This is a genomic window from Streptomyces sp. NPDC031497 (assembly GCF_055580905.1).
Map to the genome: position 1 here is coordinate 46,188 of NZ_JBVIKO010000028.1, position 19,273 is coordinate 65,460.

The following is a 19,273-nucleotide window of genomic DNA, read 5'->3' on the forward strand; positions in this document are numbered from 1 at the left end:
TGGTTCGGGGGCTAGGTGCGGGCGAGGATGGGACGGGGTGGCGGGGCGCTGCTTGGGCGGGGATCGCGGCGGTCGCAGTGACGACGAGGGCCATCGCGGACGTGGTCGCGAGCTTGATCAGCGTGGTCTTCACGATCGAGGAACGAGCCGTATGACGCCGTGGTCACGCATCGTCTGCCACTGGCGCACGTGACGCCTTCATGTCCCGCTGCACAGGTGGTGCTCGCCGCGGACCGATGACCTGGATCCGGCGCACCGGACGGTGCGGGTGCGTCGTGAGGGCCCGCCATGGCCCCGGAGGCTTCCGCTCCGGCCGGATGCGACAGCACCCGGCCAGGCGCCGGTCAGTCTTCGAGTTCGTGGCGGATGCGTCGGGAGGGCTGGAAGGTGTAGAGGTCGAGGATGTCGGGCGTCTCGGCGAGGCCGGGGCCGCCGTTCTTGACCCAGGCGGTGATGTCGGCAATGGCTCCGGGGTCGTTGACCTGCCCGAGCCAGACCGGGCGTCCGCCGGCTTTACGGCCTTCGGCGGAGGGCTGGATGACGATGACGTTGGCGCGTTCGCACGCGTCGAGGCAGTCGGTTCGCCGCACCATCGCCACTCCTGCCAGCTGGGTGCGCAGGTCGGTGATCTGGGCTTCGTGGTCCAGGCGCGGCACCTTGGCCGGGGAGCCGCAGCAGCAGCCGCGGCAGACGGTGACGGTGGGCCGGGCCGCCCCCGGCGTGGGGGCGGCCTTCTTGGTCCGGCGGCTCACCGCAGGTCCTTTGCGGCGCGGTTCCATGCGGCGTCGCGCAGCAGCCGCAGTCCGTTGAGGCCGACGATGACGGTCGATCCCTCGTGGCCGAGCACGCCCAGGGGCAGCGGCAGGTGACCCGCCAGGTCCCAGATGACCAGGCCGGAGATGAACACTGCGGCGATGAGGAGGTTCTGCACCACCAGGCGGCGGGCGGTGCGGGACAGGTTCACGACGGTGGGGACGGTGGCGAGTTCGTCGCGGACGATGACGGCGTCGGCGGTTTGCAGGGCGAGGTCGGATCCGGCGCGGCCCATGGCGATGCCGGTGTGGGCGGCGGCCAGGGCGGGGGCGTCGTTGACGCCGTCACCGATGACCAGCACCTTGCGCCCGTGGGCTTGAAGGCGCTGTACGGCTTCGACTTTCTCCTGCGGCAGGAGGGCGGCGTGGACGTCGTCGCCGGTGATGCCGACCTCGGCGGCCAGGCGGGCGGCGGCGCGCGGGTTGTCGCCGGTCACGAGCACCGGGGTGCTGCCGGTCAGGGTGGTCAGGGCGGCGACGGTCGCGGCAGCGTCGGGACGTAGCCGGTCGGCGAGGCCCAGCACGCCGGCCGGGGCGCCGTCGCGCAGGACCAGGACGGCTGTGCGGCCGCCGTTCTCCAGGTCGGCCGCGACCTCGGCGGCGCGGACCGAGCAGGTGTCGTGGCTGTCGTCGAGGAGGGGGGCGGGGGCGCCGACCGCGACGGTGTGGCCGTCGACGGTGGCGGTGACACCGACGCCGGGGGTGGAGGTGAAGTCCCGCATGCCGGTGATGGCCAGGCCCCGAGTGCGGGCGGCGTCGACGACGGCGCGGGCCAGGGGGTGTTCGCTGGGGTGCTCGACGGCTGCCGCGAGGGCGAGCAGGGTGTCCTCGTGCAGGCCGGAGCCGGGCAGGGGGCGGATGTCGGTGACGCGGGGGGTGCCCTGGGTGAGGGTGCCGGTCTTGTCGAGTGCGGCCGCGTCGACCTGCCCGAGACGCTCCATGACGACGGCGGACTTCACCAGGACGCCGTGGCGTCCGGCGTTGGCGATGGCCGAGAGCAGGGGCGGCATCGTCGCCAGGACCACCGCGCACGGCGAGGCCACGATCATGAAGGTCATCGCCCGCAGCAGCGAGCCGGTGAGGTCCGCACCGAACGCGAGAGGGATCAGAAAGACGGCCAGGGTCGCGAAGACCATGCCGAGGCTGTAGCGCTGCTCCACCTTCTCGATGAACAGCTGGGTGGGCGCCTTGGTCTCGGAAGCTTCCTCGACCATGGCCACGATCCGGGCGATCACCGAGTCCGAAGGGTCCCGCTCGACCTTGACCTGCAGGACCCCGGTGCCGTTCACAGTGCCGGCGAAGACCTCGTCACCGGCCCCCTTCGCGACCGGCAGCGGCTCGCCGGTGATGGTGGTCTGGTCGACCTCGCTGGCCCCCTCCAGCACCCGGCCGTCCGCGCCGACCCGCTCCCCGGGCCGGATCAGGACGATGTCGCCGACCACCAGGTCCTCGGTCGCGACGTTCTCCTCTGTCCCGTCATCGGCCAGCCGGGTCGCGGTGGCTGGGGCCAGGTCGAGCAGACCGCGCACCGCGTCCTGAGTGCGGGCGGTGGCCAGCGCCTCCAGAGCGCCCGAGGTCGCGAAGATGACGATCAGCAGTGCACCGTCCATCACCTGCCCGATCGAGGCCGCACCGATCGCGGCCACGATCATCAGCAGATCCACATCCAGGGTCTTCTCCCGCAGCGCCGTCAGCCCCGCCCAGGCCGGTTCCCACCCGCCGGTGACGTAGGCGGCGGCGTACAGCGGGCCCCACGCCCAGGCGGGCGCGCCGGTCAGTTGGAGCGGCAGCGCCATGAGGAACAGCACCAGCGCCGCGGCGGCCCAGCGTGCCTCGGCCAGGGCGAACACCCGCGTACGCCGCTTCGGTGCCGTACGCGAGGCGGCCGGGGCGACCCGTCCGGGCCGCTGGAGCAAGGCGGAAGGCATGACAAAACAACCCCTTCAGGGCGGAAGACGGCGACACATCCACCGTACAGGAACATCTGAACAGGTCTTCACATGTGACCGGTAGGATGGACGCCATGGGTCACGGAGCCGACGACAAGAACCACGCCACCCCCCGCGAGCGCCTGGACGCGGCAGGGGCCACCGACGTCGCCGCCACCCTCCAGGCCCTGGCCACCCCCTCGCGCCTGTACATCCTGGCCCGCCTCCAGGAAGGCCCCTGCGCGGTCGGCGACCTCGCCGAAGCCGTCGGCATGGAAGCCTCCGCCTGCTCCCACCAGCTCCGCCTGCTGCGCAACCTCGGACTCGTCACCGGAGAACGCCGCGGCCGTTCCATCGTCTACGCGCTTTACGACAACCACGTCGCCGAACTCCTGGAACAGGCCCTCTTCCACGTCGAGCACCTGCGCCTCGGCCTGCGCGACGCCCCCGCGGCCGAAACAGCGCCGGCCTCGGTCCGGCGGTAGCGACCTTCGGGACCATCGGCGCAGCCTGAAGACGACGACGGGAGGAGGAGCAGGCCGTGTCCGGCTCAGGCCGGGGGCGTGGGAGCGGGAGGTGCGTCGCAGCGCCGGGCGAGTATGGCGAACGGTGCGAGGGCCAGGAGGAGAGCCAGGGCAGCGTAACCGTAGGTGAGGGTGGTTGTGGTGGCGATGGCGGCGACCACCAGTGGGCCACCCGCGTCGCCGAGTTCACGGCCGAGTTCGGCCGAGCCCATGGTCTGACCGAGACGCTCTTGAGGGGTAGCGGCGGCCAGGGCGGCGAAGCCAAGCGGGGTGATCAGACCGGTGCCGGTGCCGATCAGAACAGCGGCGGACAGCAACCCGGCCAGGCCCGGAAGGATCGCGCAGACCATTCCGACGGCCGTGAGGGCAAGGCCCGTGCCCAGTCCGGTGCGGGTGGTGATCCGTCCGTCATCCAGGGCACGCCCGGCCCACGGCTGGACGAGGGCGGCGCTGACGGCCAAGACCGACACGGCAGCGCCGGTGGCCACCGTGCCCAGGTGGATCGCAGCGCCTGAGACCGGCATCATGGGCGCATGGAAGACGATCTCCCGATCGTGTCGGTGCGCCTGAGGCGTGCGGACGCCGTCCGGACCGAGGCCCACCGCCGTGAGGAGCTGCGGGGCGTGGCGTTCCACGAGCCGGGCCAGTGGCCTTCCAAGTCCTAGATCTGTTCGGTGAGCTGCCCGATACGCTGGGCCAGCAGACACAGGGTGATGCGGGTGGCCTGGAGCACCGCCTCTTCACTGTCCTCGCTGTTCTTGCTGTCGTCGGCTAGCCGTTTCCGTCTCGGCGTGTCCCTCGTCGAGGCAGGCACTGGCGCTGTTTGAATCGTCATATGACTAAGCGTGACGATATGGCCCTGTTCGGTAACCGATTCCTGACCGTGCCCGCTCCCTCGGAGACCTTCCCCGAGGAGGGCATGGCCGCGACGGACGCCATGAGGCTGCTGGATGTGGACCTCGCCATGGAGGGTGACCCGCAGCGCAACCTCGCCACGTTTGTCACCACTTGGATGGAGCCTGAGGCGCAACGGATCATCGCCGAGAATCTCCACCGCAATTTCATCGACCACGCGGAGTACCCGATTTCCGCCGAGATCGAGCAGCGTTGCGTGCGTATGCTCGCCGACCTCTTCCACGCACCGGGCAGGACAACCGGATGTCGGACCCAGGGCTCGTCCGAGGCGATCATGCTCGGGGCGCTGTCGCTGAAGTGGAAGTGGCGGGAGCGCCGCCAGGCGGCCAATCTGTCGGTCGACCGACCCAACTTGATCTTCGGCGGGGACGTCCACGTCGTGTGGGAGAAGTTCTGCCGCTACTTCGACGTCGAGCCACGGATCGTGCCGCTTGCCGAGGACAAGTACACGATCGGCCCGGAGGACGTGGAGCCCCACCTCGACGAGAACACGATCGGCGTCGTCGCCGTCCTCGGCACCACGTTCACCGGCCACAAGGACGACGTCGTCGGGATCGACAAGCTCCTGCGGGACGTCCGCAAGGAGCGGGACCTCGACATCCCGATCCACGTTGACGGAGCCAGCGGCGCATTCGTGTGGCCCTTCCTCTACCCGGACTCGAAATGGGACTTCCGGCTCGAGCAGGTCCGTTCCATCAACGTCTCGGGACACAAGTACGGCCTGGTCTACCCCGGCATCGGCTGGCTGGTCTTCCGCGAGGAGTCCGACCTGCCCAACGACCTCGTGTTCCACGAGAACTACTTGGGCAAGACCGACGCGACGTTCACGCTGAACTTCTCCACCGGCGCGTCGATGGTGCTCGCCCAGTACTACAACTTCGTCCGGCTCGGTCGCCAGGGCTACACCTACGTCATGAAGATGCTGCAGGAGAACGCCCACGCGTTGGCGGACAACCTGCGCAGCAGCGGCCGCTTCGAAGTGATCGGGAACGGCCTCGAGCAGCTGCCGCTGGTCGCTTTCCGTCTCGCCGGCAAACACGCCTACGACGAGTCCGACGTCGCCTGGCAACTCTCGGCCGAGCGCGGCTGGATGGTGCCGGCGTACACGCTCCCGCCCAACGCGGACCAGGTGAAGATCCTGCGTGCCCTGGTCAAGGAGACCCTGAGCCGCGAGCAGATCGACCGCCTGACCCAGGACATCGCCGACGCGTGTCGCACTTTGGACGACAAGGGTGCGACCCACGGGAACGAGCGAGCCCAGGTCAAGCGCGGCACCGGCTACTGACGCACCTCCGCCCCGGTCGCACACACCTGCCGGATCTGAGGACGACTCCACCGCGAACCCTGCCTCCGGTAGATCTGCTGCGCGTGCCAGATACCTGCCAGATCGAACGGTCAGCCGCGGTCAGTTGAGGAGCCCAGCGGCGTCCACGTCGACGGAGTTCCGAACGCTGTGGCGCCCGCATTCACGGTGAGGTCATCGGGCACGCTGAGCACAACCACCAGGTGAGAGTTCGACTGCACGCGCCAGGAGCGGCACCGGCGTGATCACGTCTGGACCGTTCCTGGGCCGTGCGAGGGCACTCAACGACGGCCAACTCTGACAACCACCGACGCTACGTCGCAGGTCGCAGAGTTGATCGGTTACATGGCAGCAGGTCAAAGACCCGGCCCTTCACTTCTTCGGCTACTGAGTGCACCCAGCGGCGCTTGACTCGCCCATTCGCCGGCCTTCTCTATTGCACGTCTGTGAGCGAGCCACACGGCGACGCGAGTGAACCTGTCAGGAGGTGAGGATGGAGATGCCGTCTCCGAGCAGTTTCAACCCTAGAACGAAGAACAGGACGGCCATCACGGCAACGTTGTGCTGGGCTGCCCAGTCTTTCCAGTTGCCGAGTGTGGTCTTGGCTCGCTCTCCCCCCAGAAGAAAGACCCCCAGTGGGGCCAGCAGGCCGAGGGTGGCGATCACGACGAAGATTGCCAGCGATGCGACCTGCTGCCCGACCGGCAGTCCGGCTGAGCCAATGGAGGCGGCAGCGGCGATGGTCAGCGGAGCGTTCTTGGCGTTCAGCGCAGCCAGGGCCAGTCCGAGTCCGAAGACCTTGACCGGCGTGAGACGGTCGATCGCGCCCATCCACTTCGGCAACTGGGCTTGTGAGGGATCCTTTGGACGCCGGTGCCACTGCCGGGTGCCGAAGACCACGAGGAGCACGCCCAGAGCGAGCTTGAGGGCTCCCACCCAGGTGGCCGGGTGATTGTGTGCGGAGGCACCTGCGGGGGAAGCGATCGCCAGCATGACCGCGCCCAGCGCCGAAAGTCCCAGGATCCAGCCGATGGTGAAGAGGGGGCCGTTGAGGCGTCCCCGAGGCGTGGCGAGGATGAGGATGATGGCGATGATCGGGAGCGGGCTGATCGCGACGGCGGCCGCGAAACCCAGTATGTCACCGAGAACTTTGCCCATGACTGCCTCCAGGTGGGGGTCAGAGCGACTATCAGCAGCGGTGCAGGTCAGCCCCAGGGTGCCACCGGAACGAACGAGCTGTCCTGGCGGAACAGGTCCGTGCCGTCCGCGAGGGATACGCGGAGTTGGTAGTTGTAGTGGCGCAGGTAGTAACCGGGGTAGTTGTACGACTCGAAGCGCACCGAGCCGCTGATCGTGCCCGTGCGGGCGACGAACGTGGCGTCCTGCGCGAACGTCGTCGTGCCGTCGTTCGCATCGAACCGGCCCCGGAAGTCGTAGTGCCGAAGATAGTTGCCCGACGCGTCACGGAACGAGTAGCCGTTGGAGTCCGCCAGGCCCGCGACGACCGTGAAGGTCGCCGCCTGCTTGTCCGCGGCGGCGCTGGACCCGGTCACGACCGGGAGGTTGAGGAGGGCGGACTGCTCCTCCCAGTACCTCGTCGTGTAGTTGACGGACTGGAAGGAGCGGGTCGCGTTCTTCGTCACCGATGTGCCGCCCGACACCGTCTCCTTGATCACCGTGAAGTGACGGGCCGTGCCGGAGAGCGTGGGCAGGGCCGTGGGCGTGCTCCAGGTCGCGAACGTGTCGTAGCTGTCGCTGTAGTAGTAGGTGCCGTCGCCGTAGCCGTCGAAGAAGATCCGCCAGCCGCCGTTGTCGAGCTGGATCACGGACGGACCCTCGCGGTAGCTGCCCCAGCCCGCCCAGTCGCCGGTCCTGGAGATCGCGTAGGGGCCCTTGAGGCTGGCGGCGGTGCCGTACTCGATGTACTTCGCCGTCTCGTTCTTCGTGAACGCGTGATAGGTGGAGCCCACCTTCACGATGTACGTGTCTATGTGGTTCGAGCCGATACCGGACAGGGCAACGGGTGAACTCCAGGCCGTTAGGGCCGAGTTGGTGGCCGTCAGGACATACGGGATGAAGATCCACTCGTCGTCCGTCGTGGAGCAGGAGACGATGACGTTGACGCTGCCGTCGCTGTCCACGAACCACTCCGGCGCCCAGGCACGGGACAGGTCGGTGATCGGGACCGGGTAGTCGTACAGGAACGTCCAGTTGACCCGGTCGGAGCTGCGGGCGAAGCCGATGGTGGTGCTGACGTCCTCCCAGGTGTGGGTGGTGTAGGTGAGGTAGTAGTAGCCGTTCGTGTGCTTGAAGATGCTGGCGTCGCGGATGCGGTTGCTCGGCGGGGTGTAGGCCGAGGACTGCAGGAGGCGGAAGTCGGCCGCGTCGTCGGACTGGTAGACGTTCACGGTGCCGTCGTCGCTGTTGAGGAACGGGACGATCGTGTAGCGGGTCGCGTAGCCGCTCGCGGGCGCGGCGGCCTCGGCCGTGCCGAGCAGTCCGGGCAGTTCGCCCAGGACCAGGGCCGAGGCGGGCAGGGCGGTCAGCGCGCGGAGCAGGGTGCGGCGGGAAGGAGTGGGGGGACGTGTGGTCACGGGCGGCTCTCCCTGGGCTTGTCGCGGACGCAGGGACATCCCGTCGTCCGTCATTTCGAACATGGTTCGAGAATGCGAGCAGAAAGTAGGAGAGGTTGCAGGTTCACGTCAATGGCTTGAACGGGACTGGGGCACGACTGGGTGCCGGCTGTGCGAAATCTGTACTGCACGGCCCGACTCGACGTTACTCTCCGGTAAGCATCATGCCTCCGGAGGTGGGTTCTCATGCCGTACGACCGTTCACCGGGCCTTGCCGAGTCCGTACACGCTCTGGCGGCAGGTGAGTTGACGTCGCGTCAGCTGGTCGAGGAGTGTCTCGCGCGGATCGAGGCAACCCAGGGTTCCCTCAACGCCTTCCGGATCGTCCGTACTTCCGCCGCGCTCGCCGAAGCCGACGCCGCCGACCGGGAGTTGGCCGAGGGAGTGCGCCGTCCGCTGCTCGGGGTGCCGGTCGCGGTGAAGGACGACACGGACGTGGCCGGCGAACCGACCGCCTTCGGCTGCCGGGGCGACTTCCCGTCGGCGACGGAGGACGGCGAAGCGGTACGACGGCTGCGCGCGGCCGGGGCGGTGATCATCGGCAAGACCAACACCTGCGAGCTGGGACAGTGGCCGTTCACCGAGGGGCCTGCCTTCGGCGCCACCCGTAATCCGTGGCAGCCGCAGCACACTCCCGGCGGGTCATCGGGCGGGTCGGCGGCCGCCGTCGCGGCGGGGCTGGTCCCGGCCGCGCTCGGCTCGGACGGCGCCGGGTCCGTGCGGATACCCGCCTCCTGGACCCACCTCGTCGGTATCAAACCCCAGCGCGGCCGTATCTCCACCTGGCCGCACGGCGAGTCCTTCCAGGGCATCACCGTCAACGGCACCCTGGCCCGCACGGTCGCCGACGCCGCCCTGCTGCTGGACGCGGCGAGCGGCAACCACCCCAAGGACCCGCACCGGCCAAGGGAATTGACGGTCTCCGAGGCGGTCGGCCGCGACCCCGGGCGGCTGCGTATCGCGCTCTCCCTGAAGCCGCCGTTCACCGCGCTGCCCGCCCGCCTCCAGCCGGACGTACGCGCCCGGGTCCTCGAAGTCGCCGAGAAACTCGCCGCGTTGGGCCACACCGTCGAGGAGGCCGACCCGCCCTACGGTCAGATCGGGCTCACCTTCGTCCCACGCGCCACGGTCGGGATCGCCGAACGCGTCCGTGAGGTACCGGCGCCCGGCCTGCTCGACCGGCGCACCCTGGAGGCGGCCCGCCTGGGCCGGCTGCTCGGCGGCGCTCCGCTGCGGGCCGCCCGGCGCGCGGAGAGCGCCCTGCGGCACAGGATCGGCGGCTTCTTCGCGACGTACGACGCGATCCTCGCGCCGACCACCGCGGCTCCCCCGCCCCGCGTCGGCGCGATGCTGGAGCTGGGCCAGTTCGCCACCGACCGAGCGATGATCGCCGCGTGCCCCTATGCCTGGCCGTGGAACGTGCTCGGCTGGCCGGGCGTCAATGTGCCCGCCGGGTTCGTGGGTGACGGGCTGCCGGTGGGCGCGCAGTTGCTGGGCCCGGCCGACAGCGAGCCGCTGCTCGTGTCCGTCGCCGCCCAGCTGGAGGCCACACTGCGCTGGCACGAGCGCTGGCCGGCCCTGGCCATGGTCACGGACTCGCCGGCCGCATGACAGACCTACGCCGCACCACCCGCGCCCGACGACCCACGGCTTTCCCGTGGCTTGACCTGACCGTACCCTCTGACCATGGACGATGCGTCGATGGTCGGGCTCATGGGGCGGGTCACCGGAACGATCGGGCCCGGGCTCGTCGGCGAGGTGATCGTCCGGGTGCGCGGGGGCGCCGAGCACTTCCTCGCCTACTCCGCCGACGGCGGCACCCGGATCGAGCCGGGCACCGTGGTCATGGTGGTCGAGCACCTGCCGCCCCGGACGGTCTACGTCACGCCCGCATACGACAGTTGAGCATGCGTAGCCCCAGGTGAGGGCGTATGCGTCAAGATTGCAACAAGGAACCGTCAGCGTCTTCTCCCCGCGCTTGCGCGAGCGCACACTCCCTTCGTTCGGTGCCGAAAGGGCACCATGCAAAGGGGGCGTATGCCGATGGTTGTCGGCGTCGTTGCGGGGGTGGCGGTTCTCGCCGTTCTCGTGTTGATCGGTGTGTTCAAGATGATGTGGCGGGTCGCCGAGCCGAACGAGGCGCTCATCATCTCCGGTTCGAACCATCGGACCGAGGGTCTCGAAGCAGGCATGGGGTTCCGCATCGTCACGGGGCGCGGCACCCTGGTGCTGCCGGGCGTGCAGGCCGTGCGCAAGCTCTCTCTGGACCTGAACGAGACCGAGTTGTCGGTGGACTGCGTGACCCAGCAGGGCATTCCGCTGAAGGTGCGGGGCGTGGTCATCTTCAAGGTGGGCGACGACTTCGTGTCGATCGCCAACGCGGGCCGGCGGTTCCTGGACCAGCAGAAGCTGATGTCCGAGCGGGTGCACAACGTGTTCGCCGGTCATCTGCGGTCCATCGTGGGCGGGTTGACGGTCGAGGACATGATCCGCGACCGCGAGAAGCTCACCGGACAGACCCGGGCCGCCTGTGGCACGGAGATGGAGAAGTTGGGGCTCATCGTCGACTCCCTGCAGATCCATGAGATCGAGGATCCGACCGGGTACATCAAGAACCTGGCGATGCCGCACGCGGCCGCCGTCCAGCGGGACGCGCGGATCGCGCAGGCGGAGGCGAATCGTCTCGCCACCGAGGCCGAGCAGGCGTCGTTCGCCCGGATGGCGGAGGCCACCCGGGACAGCGAGATCCTCCAGGCCGGCTACCAGGCCGAGCGCGACAAGGCGGCGGCCCAGTCCCGCCAGGCCGGTCCGCTCGCCGACGCGGCCGCCCGGCAGGAGGTCGTCGTCCAGGAGACGCGGGTCGCCGAGCTGGAGGCGCACCGGCGCGAGCAGCAGCTCCAGGCGGATGTCCGCAAGCCGGCCGACGCCAAGGCCTACGAGAAGCGCACGCTGGCCGAGGCCGAGCGTGACGCGCGTATCTCGGCGGCCCAGGCCAAGGCGAAGGAGACGGAGCTGGCGGCGGCGGCCGAGGCGACCCGGGTCAAGGCGGCCGCGGGCGCCGAGGCCGAGGCCACCAAGGCCCGGGGTACGGCGAGCGCCGCCGCGACCCGCGCCACCGGTGAGGCCGAGGCGGCCGCCGCGCAGGCCAGGGGTCTGGCGGAGGCCGAAGCGGCCAAGGCCAAGGGTCTCGCGGAGGCGGAGGCCATCAAGGCCCGTGCCGCCGCACTGGCCGAGAACCAGGAGGCGGTCGTCGCCCAGCAACTCGCCGAGAACTGGCCGGAGATCGTCAAGGCCGGCGCTTCGGCCTTCGGCAACGTCGACAACATGGTGCTGCTCAACGGTGCCGACGGGATGGGCGAGATGTTCGCCAAGGCGCTCACCATGGGCGGTACCGGACTGGGGCTGGCCCGCCAGCTGCTGGCGTCGATGAACCAGAACGGGCATGCCTCGAACGAGACTTCGCCGGTCCTCAACGGGGTCACGGCCCCGAAGACGCAGAAGGTGCCGGTGGAGCGGGACGGCGAGTAGCCGAGAGCGGAGGACAGGCGAGCAGCCGAGAGCGAGAGACCGGCGAGCAGCCGAGAGCGGAAGACAGGGGTGCCCCCGGCCTGGCCGGGGGCATCTCCGTGTTCACTCCTGCTCGTTGAGCCGCCGCAACAGCTCCAGCAGGGTGGTCCGCTCCGCCGCCGTCAGCCCCGCGAAGCATCCGGCGAGGACCTCGCCGGCCACCCCGTGCCCGGCCGCCAGCATCCGCTCGCCGTCCGGGGTCAGATGGTGCTGGAGGCGCCGCCCGCGGCCCGGCCGGCGTTCCACCAGGCCCTGCGCGGCCAGGCGACCCACCAGCGTGCCGAAGGCCTGCTCGCTCTGGAAGGTGGCGGCAGCCAGTTCGCGAGCCGAGGCGCCGGGCAACCGGTCGATGGCGCGCAGCGCGTCCCACTGCGCGAGGGTGGTGCCGACGGCCGAGAGCGCGCTGTCCATGGCCCGGTGCTGCCGGTACTGGGCCTGTTTCACCGCTCTTCCGAGAACTTGCAGGTCATCGTGCATGGGCCAAGTCTAACTCATGACTAAGCTTGTTTATATAAAGATGTTTAGTTAGAATCCTCGACATGACGACGAACCGCACCGCCCAGGTGTATCCCGATCTGCCCATCTCCCTGACCGAGGCCGGCTCCGGCCGTCCGGTGCTCGTTCTGCACGGAGGCGGCGGCCCCGCCACCGTCGCCGGTCTCGCCGCCCGCCTCGCCGAGTCCGGCCGCGTCCTCACCCCGGTCCACCCCGGCTGGGACGGAACCCCCCGCCCCGACTGGTTCACGAGCGTGGAGGACCTCGCCGTCGCCTATCTGCACCTGCTCCAGGACAGCGAGTCGAGCGACGTCCTGGTGGTCGGTTCTTCGCTGGGCGGCCAGCTCGCCGCCGAGATGGCGATACGCGACACGGCCGGGCTGATCAGCGGCCTGGTCCTGATCAACGCGGTCGGCGCGGACATCGAAGGCGAGCAGGTCACCGACTTCTTCGCGCTGGATCCGCGCGCCCAGGCCGAGCACTCCTGGCACGACCCGGACCGCTTCTACGTCGACCCGGCCACCCTTCCCGACGCCGAACTCGCCCGCCGCCAGGCCAACATGGCGACCATGCGACTGCTCACCGACGGCGGCCGGATGACCAGCCCGAAGCTGCTGCCCCGGCTGGGGCGGGTGGCGCAGCCGGTGCTGGTGATCTGGGGCGAGAGCGACCGTGTCGTCACCCCCGCCTACGGAGCCGCCTACGCGAAGGCCTTCCCCCAGGGCCGGTTCGAGCCGATCCCGGGCGCCGGCCACCTTCCGCACATCGAACGCGCCGACGTCACCGCCGAGTTGGTCGAGGCCGAACTGCGCCGTACCGGGACCCCGCCTGTTCTCGCAGGCTGAGGCCCCTTAGGGTGCCCTCGTGACTGCGCTTACCGACGACGAGAACATCCCCGGCCGTTACGGCCCCACCGCGACCACCGAGGCCGACCCGCGCGAGGTCGGCAGGGTGCGCACCGAATACTCCCCCGCCCACGACGGCGACCCCGATCCCGGTGAGATCGTCTGGACCTGGGTGCCCTTCGAGGAGAACGACGGGCGGGGCAAGGACCGGCCGGTGCTGGTCGTCGCCCGGGAGGCGGCCGGCACCCTGCTCGCCGTACAGCTGTCGAGCAAGCGGCACGACAACGACCGCGAGTGGGTGGCGATCGGCAGCGGCCCCTGGGACCGGTCGGGGCGCGACTCCTGGGTGGACGTGGACCGCGTGCTGCGGCTGCATGAGGACGGCATGCGCCGGGAGGCGTGCGCGCTGGACCGGGGCCGCTTCAATCTCGTACGCAACCGGCTGCACGAGCGCTACGGCTGGAAGTGAGCCGCTGGGCCTGTCCGGCGGATCATGCCGCGGACGCGGCGCCCGAGATGCGCTGTTGTTCTCCTGCGACCTGGTCCGCCGGACAGGCTCTAGACGTCGAGGGCGGCTTCCCGGAACACCTCGGTGAAGGCCGCCCGGACCACCGATCCCGGCGTACGGTCCAGGACCCCGAACACCACGTGCTCGAAGGTCCGGGCGAACCGTCCGTCGGGGCCCAGCAGCCCCTGGAAGGCGCCCGCGACCTGCCGGGGGTCGTTCTGGAAGACCCCGCAGCCCCAGGCGCCCAGGACCAGCCGCCGGTAGCCGTGCGCGGCGGCCACCTCCAGGACCCGCTCGGCCCGGGTGCCGAGGGCGCCCGGCAGTTCAACGGCGCGTTCCGGCGCCGTACGGCGGATCACGCCCGCGTTGGGCGCTGCGGACGTGAGGAATCCGGCGCGGTACGGCTCCGTGAGAAGACGGCCGCGATCGTCGCGGAAGACCGGAACGGCCGGGGAGTGGATCACCCGGTCCGAGTAGAACGGGTCGCGGTGGGCACGGTGGTGGTCGTAGAAGGCTCTGGCGTGCAGCTGGCAGGCGTAGAGCGCGGAGGCGCGGCACAGGGCCTCCTCCTGCGCCTGGGCGCCGTTCAGATAGCCGCCGCCCGGGTTTCGCGCGGAGGCGAAGTTCAGGACCGCGACCGGGGCTTCGGCCAGCCGACGGGCGGCCTCCAGGCTGCTCTCGCCGGTGACCTCGACGACCGTCCGCACCGCAGTGGTCGCCGGAACCGGTACCGGTTCCGGGCCGTGGATCCGCGTCCCGGCCTGTGCGGCCGCGATGTCCGCCGTCAGGAGGACCTCCCGGCCGTCGGCGGTCCGATAGGCCCCCGCCGCCACGATCTGCTCGGTCTCCTGGGCGATCCCGCGCAGGCGCGCACTCATGGCGCCACCCCCGTGGACGCCATGACCGCGGCCCGCGCGGTCTCCCCCGTCGTGCTCATGCAGGCATCCTGGGTGATGCTGGTGATGCGGCGCAACGGAGTTTCCCGCGCCCGAAACGGTTCTGGAACGTGCAGGGAAGCAGAGGTTACCGATCTAGAACGTCCCGATAGGTGCCCTTGTGCGAATCGGCGCGAAGGTCTTGGGTGGGACGGACGTGCCGTCCCGGACCCATCCACGGCCGGGCCGGCGGCATGGTGGAATCTCAGGAGGATCCCTACATGTCCGACTCGATATCCGACGGCGGCGACTGTACCGACGGCTCGGTGAAGACCGACTTCTCGGACGACCGCACCGCTGTCACCGAAGCCGAGGTGGAGGCCCTGGTCAAGGGCATCTGCTTCAAGACCGGCCCACCCCGCACGCTCGGGGTCGAAGTGGAATGGCTGGTCCACGAGCTGCGGCAGCCGCAGCTCACCGTCACACCAGAACGACTCGAAGCGGCCTACGCCGCACTGCGCACGGTGCCCCTGGGGTCGGCGCTCACCGTCGAACCCGGCGGTCAGCTGGAGCTGAGCTCGCCGCCCGCCGCCTCCCTGATGGAGTGCATCGGCACCGTCTCCGCCGATCTGGACGCCGTACGGGCGGTCCTGGCCGAGCTGGGTCTCGGTCTCGTCGGCGCCGGCCACGATCCCTGGCACCCGCCCCGCCGCTTCCTGCGCGAGCCGCGCTACGACGCGATGGAGGCCTGCCTGGACCGGACCGGCCCGGCCGGGCGCCACATGATGTGCAGCTCGGCTTCCGTACAGGTCTGCCTGGACGCCGGCCAGGAGGAGCCCGGCCCGCTGGGGCACACCCGCCGCTGGTGGCTGGCCCACCAGCTGGGCCCGGTCCTGGTGGCCGCCTTCGCGAACTCCCCCCTGGTGGGAGGCCGGCCCACCGGCTGGGTCTCCACCCGGCAGCTGCTGTGGATGGAGATCGGCGCGGGCCGCGCGGGAGCGCCCCCGCTGGCCGGCGACCCGCGCACGTCCTGGGCCCGGCACGTGCTGGACGCCCCGGTGATGTGCGTACGGCGGGACAGCGGCCCCTGGGAGGTGCCCGAGGGCCTCACCTTCCGGGAGTGGACCCGGTCGGGGTCGCCCACCGGCGCGGATCTCGCGTATCACCTCACCACGCTGTTCCCGCCGGTCAGGCCACGCGGTCATCTGGAGCTGCGGATGATCGACGCGCAGCCCGGCGACGACGGCTGGATCGTGCCGCTCGCGGTGACGGCGGCCCTGTTCGACGACCCGGAGGCCGCCGAGACGGCGTACCGGACGGTGAAACCACTGACCGAGCGGGCGGAGCCGCGGCCCGCCCCGCACAATCCGCTGTGGATCGACGCGGCCCGGACCGGGCTCGGCGACCCGGAGCTGCACGAGGCCGCCGTCGCCTGTTTCGCCGCGGCGCTGGAGGCCCTGCCCCGGCTGGGCGCGACCCCCGAGGTCGTGGCCGCCGTGGCGGCATACAACGACCGGTATGTCCGCCAGGGCCGCTGCCCGGCCGACGACCTACTGGACCCTCTGCGCGGCACATCGGGCCGCGCCCACGGGAAGGACATCCCCGCATGACCGCCCCCGAGACGGACATCGACATCGAGACCCTGCGGGACCGGGCCCTGAAGTCCCTGATCACGGCCCGGGACCGCACCACGCTCCTGACCAGCTGCGTGGAGGAGCCCGACCTCACCGCCCAGCACTCCCCGCTGATGTCCCCGCTGGTCTGGGACCTGGCGCACATCGGCAACCAGGAGGAGCTCTGGCTGCTGCGCAACGTCGGCGGCCGGGAGGCGATGCGTCCCGAGATCGACAGCCTCTACGACGCGTTCGAGCACCCGCGTTCCGAGCGGCCCACGCTGCCGCTGCTGGCGCCCGCCGAGGCCCGGCGCTATGCGGCCGAGGTGCGCGGGCGGGCCCTGGACCTGCTGGAGGGCTCGGCGTTCAGCGGCGGCACCAGGCTGACCGAGGCGGGGTTCGCCTTCGGGATGATCGCCCAGCACGAACAGCAGCACGACGAGACGATGCTGATCACCCATCAGCTCCGCACCGGCCCGCAGGCCCTGACCGCGCCGGACCCGGACCCGGCGCCGCCGTTCACCGGCCCGGCCGAAGTCCTGGTCCCCGGCGGCCCGTTCACCATGGGCACCTCCACCGAGCCGTGGGCGCTGGACAACGAACGCCCCGCGCACCGGCGGGAGGTGGCGCCCTACTGGATCGACACCACCCCGGTGACCAACGGCCGGTACCTGGCGTTCATCGAGGACGGCGGCTACGAGACCGAGCGCTGGTGGACGCCCGAGGGCTGGGCGCACATCCGGGAGCACTCGATCGTCGCCCCGCAGTTCTGGCACCGTGAGGGCGGCCAGTGGCTGCGGCGCCGGTTCGGGGTCACGGAGGTCGTGCCGCCCGAGGAGCCGGTGCTGCACGTGAGCTGGTACGAGGCGGACGCCTACGCCCGCTGGGCCGGCCGTCGGCTGCCCACCGAGGCCGAGTGGGAGAAGGCCGCCCGGCACCACCCCGGCGAGAACCGGTCCCGGCGCTACCCGTGGGGCGACGCCGAACCGGCGCCCGCGCACGCCAACCTCGGCCAGCGGCATCTGCGCCCCGCACCGGCGGGCAGCTACCCGGAGGGCGAGTCGCCGCTGGGCGTACGGCAGTTGATCGGCGACGTCTGGGAGTGGACGTCCAGCGACTTCCTCCCCTACCCCGGCTTCTCCGCCTTCCCGTACAAGGAGTACTCGGAGGTGTTCTTCGGCCCCGAGTACAAGGTGCTGCGCGGCGGCTCGTTCGCCGTGGACCCGGTGGCCTGCCGGGGGACGTTCCGCAACTGGGACTACCCGATCCGGCGGCAGATCTTCTCCGGCTTCCGCACCGCCCGTACCGCGGAGACCGTCTGATGTGCCGTCATCTGGCGTATCTGGGACCCGAGGAGCCGCTCGGCCGGCTCCTCGTGGAGCCCGGGCACTCCCTGTACCGCCAGTCGTGGGCGCCCCGGCGGCAGCGGTACGGGACGGTCAACGCCGATGGCTTCGGGGTGGGTTGGTACGCCCCGGAGGATCCGCAGCCGGCCCGCTACCGGCGCGCCGGACCGATCTGGGCCGACCCGTCCTTCGCCGACCTGGCCCGGGTGGTGCGCACCGGCGCGCTGCTGGCCGCCGTACGGGACGCGACCCTGGCGGGTGCGGACGGGGAGGCCGCGGCGGCGCCGTTCGCCGCCGGCCGCTGGCTGTTCAGCCACAACGGGGCGATCCCCGGCTGGCCGCAGGCCGTGGCGTCCCTCGTCCCGCTGCTGCCCCCGGTCGACCTGCTGTCGATGGAGGCGCGCACCGATTCGGCGTTCGTCTGGGCGCTGGCCCTGCACCGGCTGCGGTCCGGCACGGCACCGGGCACCGCTCTTGCCGAAACGGTTCTCCAGGTCGCCGAGGCGGCCCCGACCGCCCGGCTGAACCTCCTGCTCACCGACGGCGACACCATTGCCGCCACCGCCTGGGGCGACAGCCTCCACTACCTCTCGGAACCCGGCCACCGCACCGTCGTCGCCTCCGAGCCGTTCGACGACGACCCGCGCTGGCAGGAGGTCCCCGACCGCACGCTGCTCGTCGCGAGCCGCCGGGGCGTCACCCTCGCCCCGGTCGGAAACCCGGCCGGGAAACCGGCCGAGGACGGCCGCGCCCAGGACACCCGGATCCAGGCCGACCCGGTCGAGAACCCGGTCCAGGCCCCGGCGTCCTCCCCCACTCTCCACTCCGTTCGAGCGGGGGCACCCCCATCCCCGAAGGAGCCCTGTACGTGAGTCCCCTCCGTGTCACCCGCACCCTTCCCGAGGACGCGACGGACGCCGCGCTGCGCGCCGATGTCCTGAACGGCCTCACCGCCACCCCCAAGACACTGCCGCCCAAGTGGTTCTACGACGCCCGGGGCAGCGACCTCTTCGAGCAGATCACCGAGCTGCCCGAGTACTACCCGACCCGGGCCGAGCGGGAGATCCTGCTCACCCGGTCCGGCGAGATCGCCGCCGCGAGCGGTGCCCGCACCCTGGTGGAGCTGGGCTCCGGCTCCTCCGAGAAGACCCGCCTGCTGATCGACGCGCTCACCTCTCTCGAGGTGTACGTCCCGGTCGACGTCAGCGAGAGCGCGCTGACCCAGGCCGGGCAGGCGCTCATCGAGGAGCGGCCGACGCTGTCCGTGCACGCCCTGATCGCCGACTTCACCGGCCGGATGAGCCTGCCCGAGACCCCGGGGCCGCGGCTGCTGGCGTTCCTCGGCGGCACGATCGGCAATCTGCTGCCCGCCGAGCGGGCCCGGTTCCTGGCCTCGGTGCGGGGGCTGCTGACGCCCGGTGACACGCTGCTCCTCGGCACCGACCTGGTCAAGGACGAGGACGTGCTGGTCCGGGCGTACGACGACGCGGCCGGGGTGACGGCCGAGTTCAACAAGAACGTCCTGGCCGTCGTGGACCGGGAGCTGGGCGCCGACTTCGACCCGGACGCCTTCGAGCATGTCGCCCTGTGGGACGCGGACGAGGAGTGGATCGAGATGCGGCTGCGGTCGCTGACCGACCAGACGGTGAAGATCCCCGCGCTCGACCTCGCGGTCGAATTCGCAGACGGCGAGGAACTGCGCACCGAGGTCTCGGCGAAGTTCCGCGAGGAGGGCGTGCGCGGCGAACTGGCCGCGGCGGGCTTCGAGTTGACCCACTGGTGGACGGACGAGGCGGGCCGCTTCGCGCTGTCGCTGAGCACGGCCGGGTAATGCCGGTGACCTCGGTGGATGTGACTGCCGTCGACAGTTGTCACCTACCGAGGCCTGTAGTCACCGTGATCACCTCTC

At 70.8% G+C, this 19,273-nt stretch carries 20 protein-coding genes; 12 read left to right on the forward strand and 8 right to left on the reverse strand.

Going from position 1 to position 19,273, the window contains the following annotated elements; all coding sequences use genetic code 11:
* Positions 1-344: 344 nt before the first annotated feature.
* The gene (locus ACZ5K7_RS39480) at positions 345-752 is read right to left on the reverse strand and encodes a (2Fe-2S) ferredoxin domain-containing protein (protein WP_468921745.1); all 408 of its coding nucleotides are present in this window, start codon (positions 750-752) and stop codon (positions 345-347) included.
* Positions 749-2,740, reverse strand: a complete 1,992-nt coding sequence (locus ACZ5K7_RS39485; protein WP_468921748.1) for a heavy metal translocating P-type ATPase — start codon at positions 2,738-2,740, stop codon at positions 749-751. The genes ACZ5K7_RS39480 and ACZ5K7_RS39485 overlap by 4 nt, the downstream gene beginning before the upstream one ends.
* A 95-nt stretch (positions 2,741-2,835) precedes the next feature.
* Here ACZ5K7_RS39485 and ACZ5K7_RS39490 point away from each other — a divergent pair, with 95 nt between their 5' ends.
* Entirely contained in the window at positions 2,836-3,225 is a 390-nt protein-coding gene (locus ACZ5K7_RS39490) for an ArsR/SmtB family transcription factor (RefSeq protein WP_351704531.1), read from the forward strand.
* Between the two features lie 65 nt (positions 3,226-3,290).
* Here ACZ5K7_RS39490 and ACZ5K7_RS39495 read toward each other — a convergent pair whose 3' ends face one another.
* Entirely contained in the window at positions 3,291-3,791 is a 501-nt protein-coding gene (locus ACZ5K7_RS39495) for an MFS transporter (RefSeq protein WP_468921751.1), read from the reverse strand.
* Between the two features lie 6 nt (positions 3,792-3,797).
* Here ACZ5K7_RS39495 and ACZ5K7_RS39500 point away from each other — a divergent pair, with 6 nt between their 5' ends.
* Positions 3,798-3,929, forward strand: coding sequence for a hypothetical protein (locus tag ACZ5K7_RS39500; RefSeq protein ID WP_468921753.1), 132 nt, complete (start codon positions 3,798-3,800; stop codon positions 3,927-3,929).
* Here the strand turns inward: ACZ5K7_RS39500 and ACZ5K7_RS39505 are convergent.
* Positions 3,926-4,099 carry a hypothetical protein gene (locus ACZ5K7_RS39505; RefSeq protein WP_468921756.1) on the reverse strand — a complete coding sequence of 58 codons (174 nt, stop codon included), beginning with the start codon at positions 4,097-4,099 and terminating at the stop codon, positions 3,926-3,928. The two genes, ACZ5K7_RS39500 and ACZ5K7_RS39505, sit on opposite strands and share 4 nt — an antisense overlap.
* On the opposite strand from ACZ5K7_RS39505, the gene ACZ5K7_RS39510 reads away from it, so the two are divergent.
* Complete coding sequence (locus tag ACZ5K7_RS39510; protein ID WP_468921758.1) at positions 4,100-5,464, forward strand: glutamate decarboxylase; 1,365 nt, start codon at positions 4,100-4,102, stop codon at positions 5,462-5,464.
* 498 nt (positions 5,465-5,962) lie between these two features.
* Here ACZ5K7_RS39510 and ACZ5K7_RS39515 read toward each other — a convergent pair whose 3' ends face one another.
* Both ACZ5K7_RS39515 and ACZ5K7_RS39520 read right to left on the reverse strand, forming a co-directional pair.
* Positions 5,963-6,640 carry a GAP family protein gene (locus ACZ5K7_RS39515; RefSeq protein ID WP_468921761.1) on the reverse strand — a complete coding sequence of 226 codons (678 nt, stop codon included), beginning with the start codon at positions 6,638-6,640 and terminating at the stop codon, positions 5,963-5,965.
* 47 nt (positions 6,641-6,687) lie between these two features.
* Complete coding sequence (locus ACZ5K7_RS39520; RefSeq protein WP_468921763.1) at positions 6,688-8,076, reverse strand: glycoside hydrolase family 43 protein; 1,389 nt, start codon at positions 8,074-8,076, stop codon at positions 6,688-6,690.
* A gap of 225 nt (positions 8,077-8,301) precedes the next feature.
* On the opposite strand from ACZ5K7_RS39520, the gene ACZ5K7_RS39525 reads away from it, so the two are divergent.
* The 3 genes from ACZ5K7_RS39525 (at position 8,302) to ACZ5K7_RS39535 (ending at position 11,643) form a co-directional block, all read left to right on the forward strand.
* Positions 8,302-9,726: an amidase gene (locus ACZ5K7_RS39525; RefSeq protein ID WP_468921764.1), complete on the forward strand. Its 1,425-nt coding sequence runs from the start codon at positions 8,302-8,304 to the stop codon at positions 9,724-9,726.
* A 75-nt stretch (positions 9,727-9,801) separates the two neighbouring features.
* Entirely contained in the window at positions 9,802-10,020 is a 219-nt protein-coding gene (locus ACZ5K7_RS39530) for a hypothetical protein (RefSeq protein ID WP_351703794.1), read from the forward strand.
* A gap of 132 nt (positions 10,021-10,152) precedes the next feature.
* Positions 10,153-11,643, forward strand: a complete 1,491-nt coding sequence (locus ACZ5K7_RS39535) for a flotillin family protein (RefSeq protein WP_468921768.1) — start codon at positions 10,153-10,155, stop codon at positions 11,641-11,643.
* Between the two features lie 102 nt (positions 11,644-11,745).
* Here the strand turns inward: ACZ5K7_RS39535 and ACZ5K7_RS39540 are convergent, their stop codons facing one another.
* A complete protein-coding gene (locus ACZ5K7_RS39540) occupies positions 11,746-12,159 on the reverse strand; it encodes a MarR family winged helix-turn-helix transcriptional regulator (protein WP_351703788.1) in 414 nt (137 codons plus the stop codon).
* Positions 12,160-12,221: 62 nt separating this feature from the next.
* Here ACZ5K7_RS39540 and ACZ5K7_RS39545 point away from each other — a divergent pair, with 62 nt between their 5' ends.
* Positions 12,222-13,022 (forward strand): alpha/beta fold hydrolase, encoded by an 801-nt coding sequence (locus tag ACZ5K7_RS39545; RefSeq protein ID WP_351703785.1) that lies wholly within the window; start codon positions 12,222-12,224, stop codon positions 13,020-13,022.
* Positions 13,023-13,041: 19 nt separating this feature from the next.
* Entirely contained in the window at positions 13,042-13,491 is a 450-nt protein-coding gene (locus tag ACZ5K7_RS39550; RefSeq protein ID WP_351703782.1) for a type II toxin-antitoxin system PemK/MazF family toxin, read from the forward strand.
* 89 nt (positions 13,492-13,580) lie between these two features.
* Here ACZ5K7_RS39550 and ACZ5K7_RS39555 read toward each other — a convergent pair whose 3' ends face one another.
* Positions 13,581-14,408, reverse strand: a complete 828-nt coding sequence (locus ACZ5K7_RS39555) for a TIGR02452 family protein (protein WP_468921772.1) — start codon at positions 14,406-14,408, stop codon at positions 13,581-13,583.
* A 278-nt stretch (positions 14,409-14,686) separates the two neighbouring features.
* Between ACZ5K7_RS39555 and egtA the strand changes: the two genes are divergently transcribed.
* The 4 genes from egtA to egtD are packed head-to-tail and all read left to right on the forward strand — an operon-like array spanning position 14,687 to position 19,195.
* Complete coding sequence (gene egtA / locus ACZ5K7_RS39560; protein WP_351703776.1) at positions 14,687-16,015, forward strand: ergothioneine biosynthesis glutamate--cysteine ligase EgtA; 1,329 nt, start codon at positions 14,687-14,689, stop codon at positions 16,013-16,015.
* Positions 16,012-17,340: an ergothioneine biosynthesis protein EgtB gene (egtB, locus tag ACZ5K7_RS39565; RefSeq protein ID WP_468921775.1), complete on the forward strand. Its 1,329-nt coding sequence runs from the start codon at positions 16,012-16,014 to the stop codon at positions 17,338-17,340. Before egtA ends, egtB begins: the two co-directional genes overlap by 4 nt.
* Complete coding sequence (egtC, locus tag ACZ5K7_RS39570) at positions 17,340-18,236, forward strand: ergothioneine biosynthesis protein EgtC (protein ID WP_468921778.1); 897 nt, start codon at positions 17,340-17,342, stop codon at positions 18,234-18,236. The genes egtB and egtC overlap by 1 nt, the downstream gene beginning before the upstream one ends.
* Positions 18,233-19,195, forward strand: coding sequence for an L-histidine N(alpha)-methyltransferase (gene egtD, locus ACZ5K7_RS39575; protein ID WP_351703767.1), 963 nt, complete (start codon positions 18,233-18,235; stop codon positions 19,193-19,195). Before egtC ends, egtD begins: the two co-directional genes overlap by 4 nt.
* Positions 19,196-19,273: the final 78 nt, after the last annotated feature.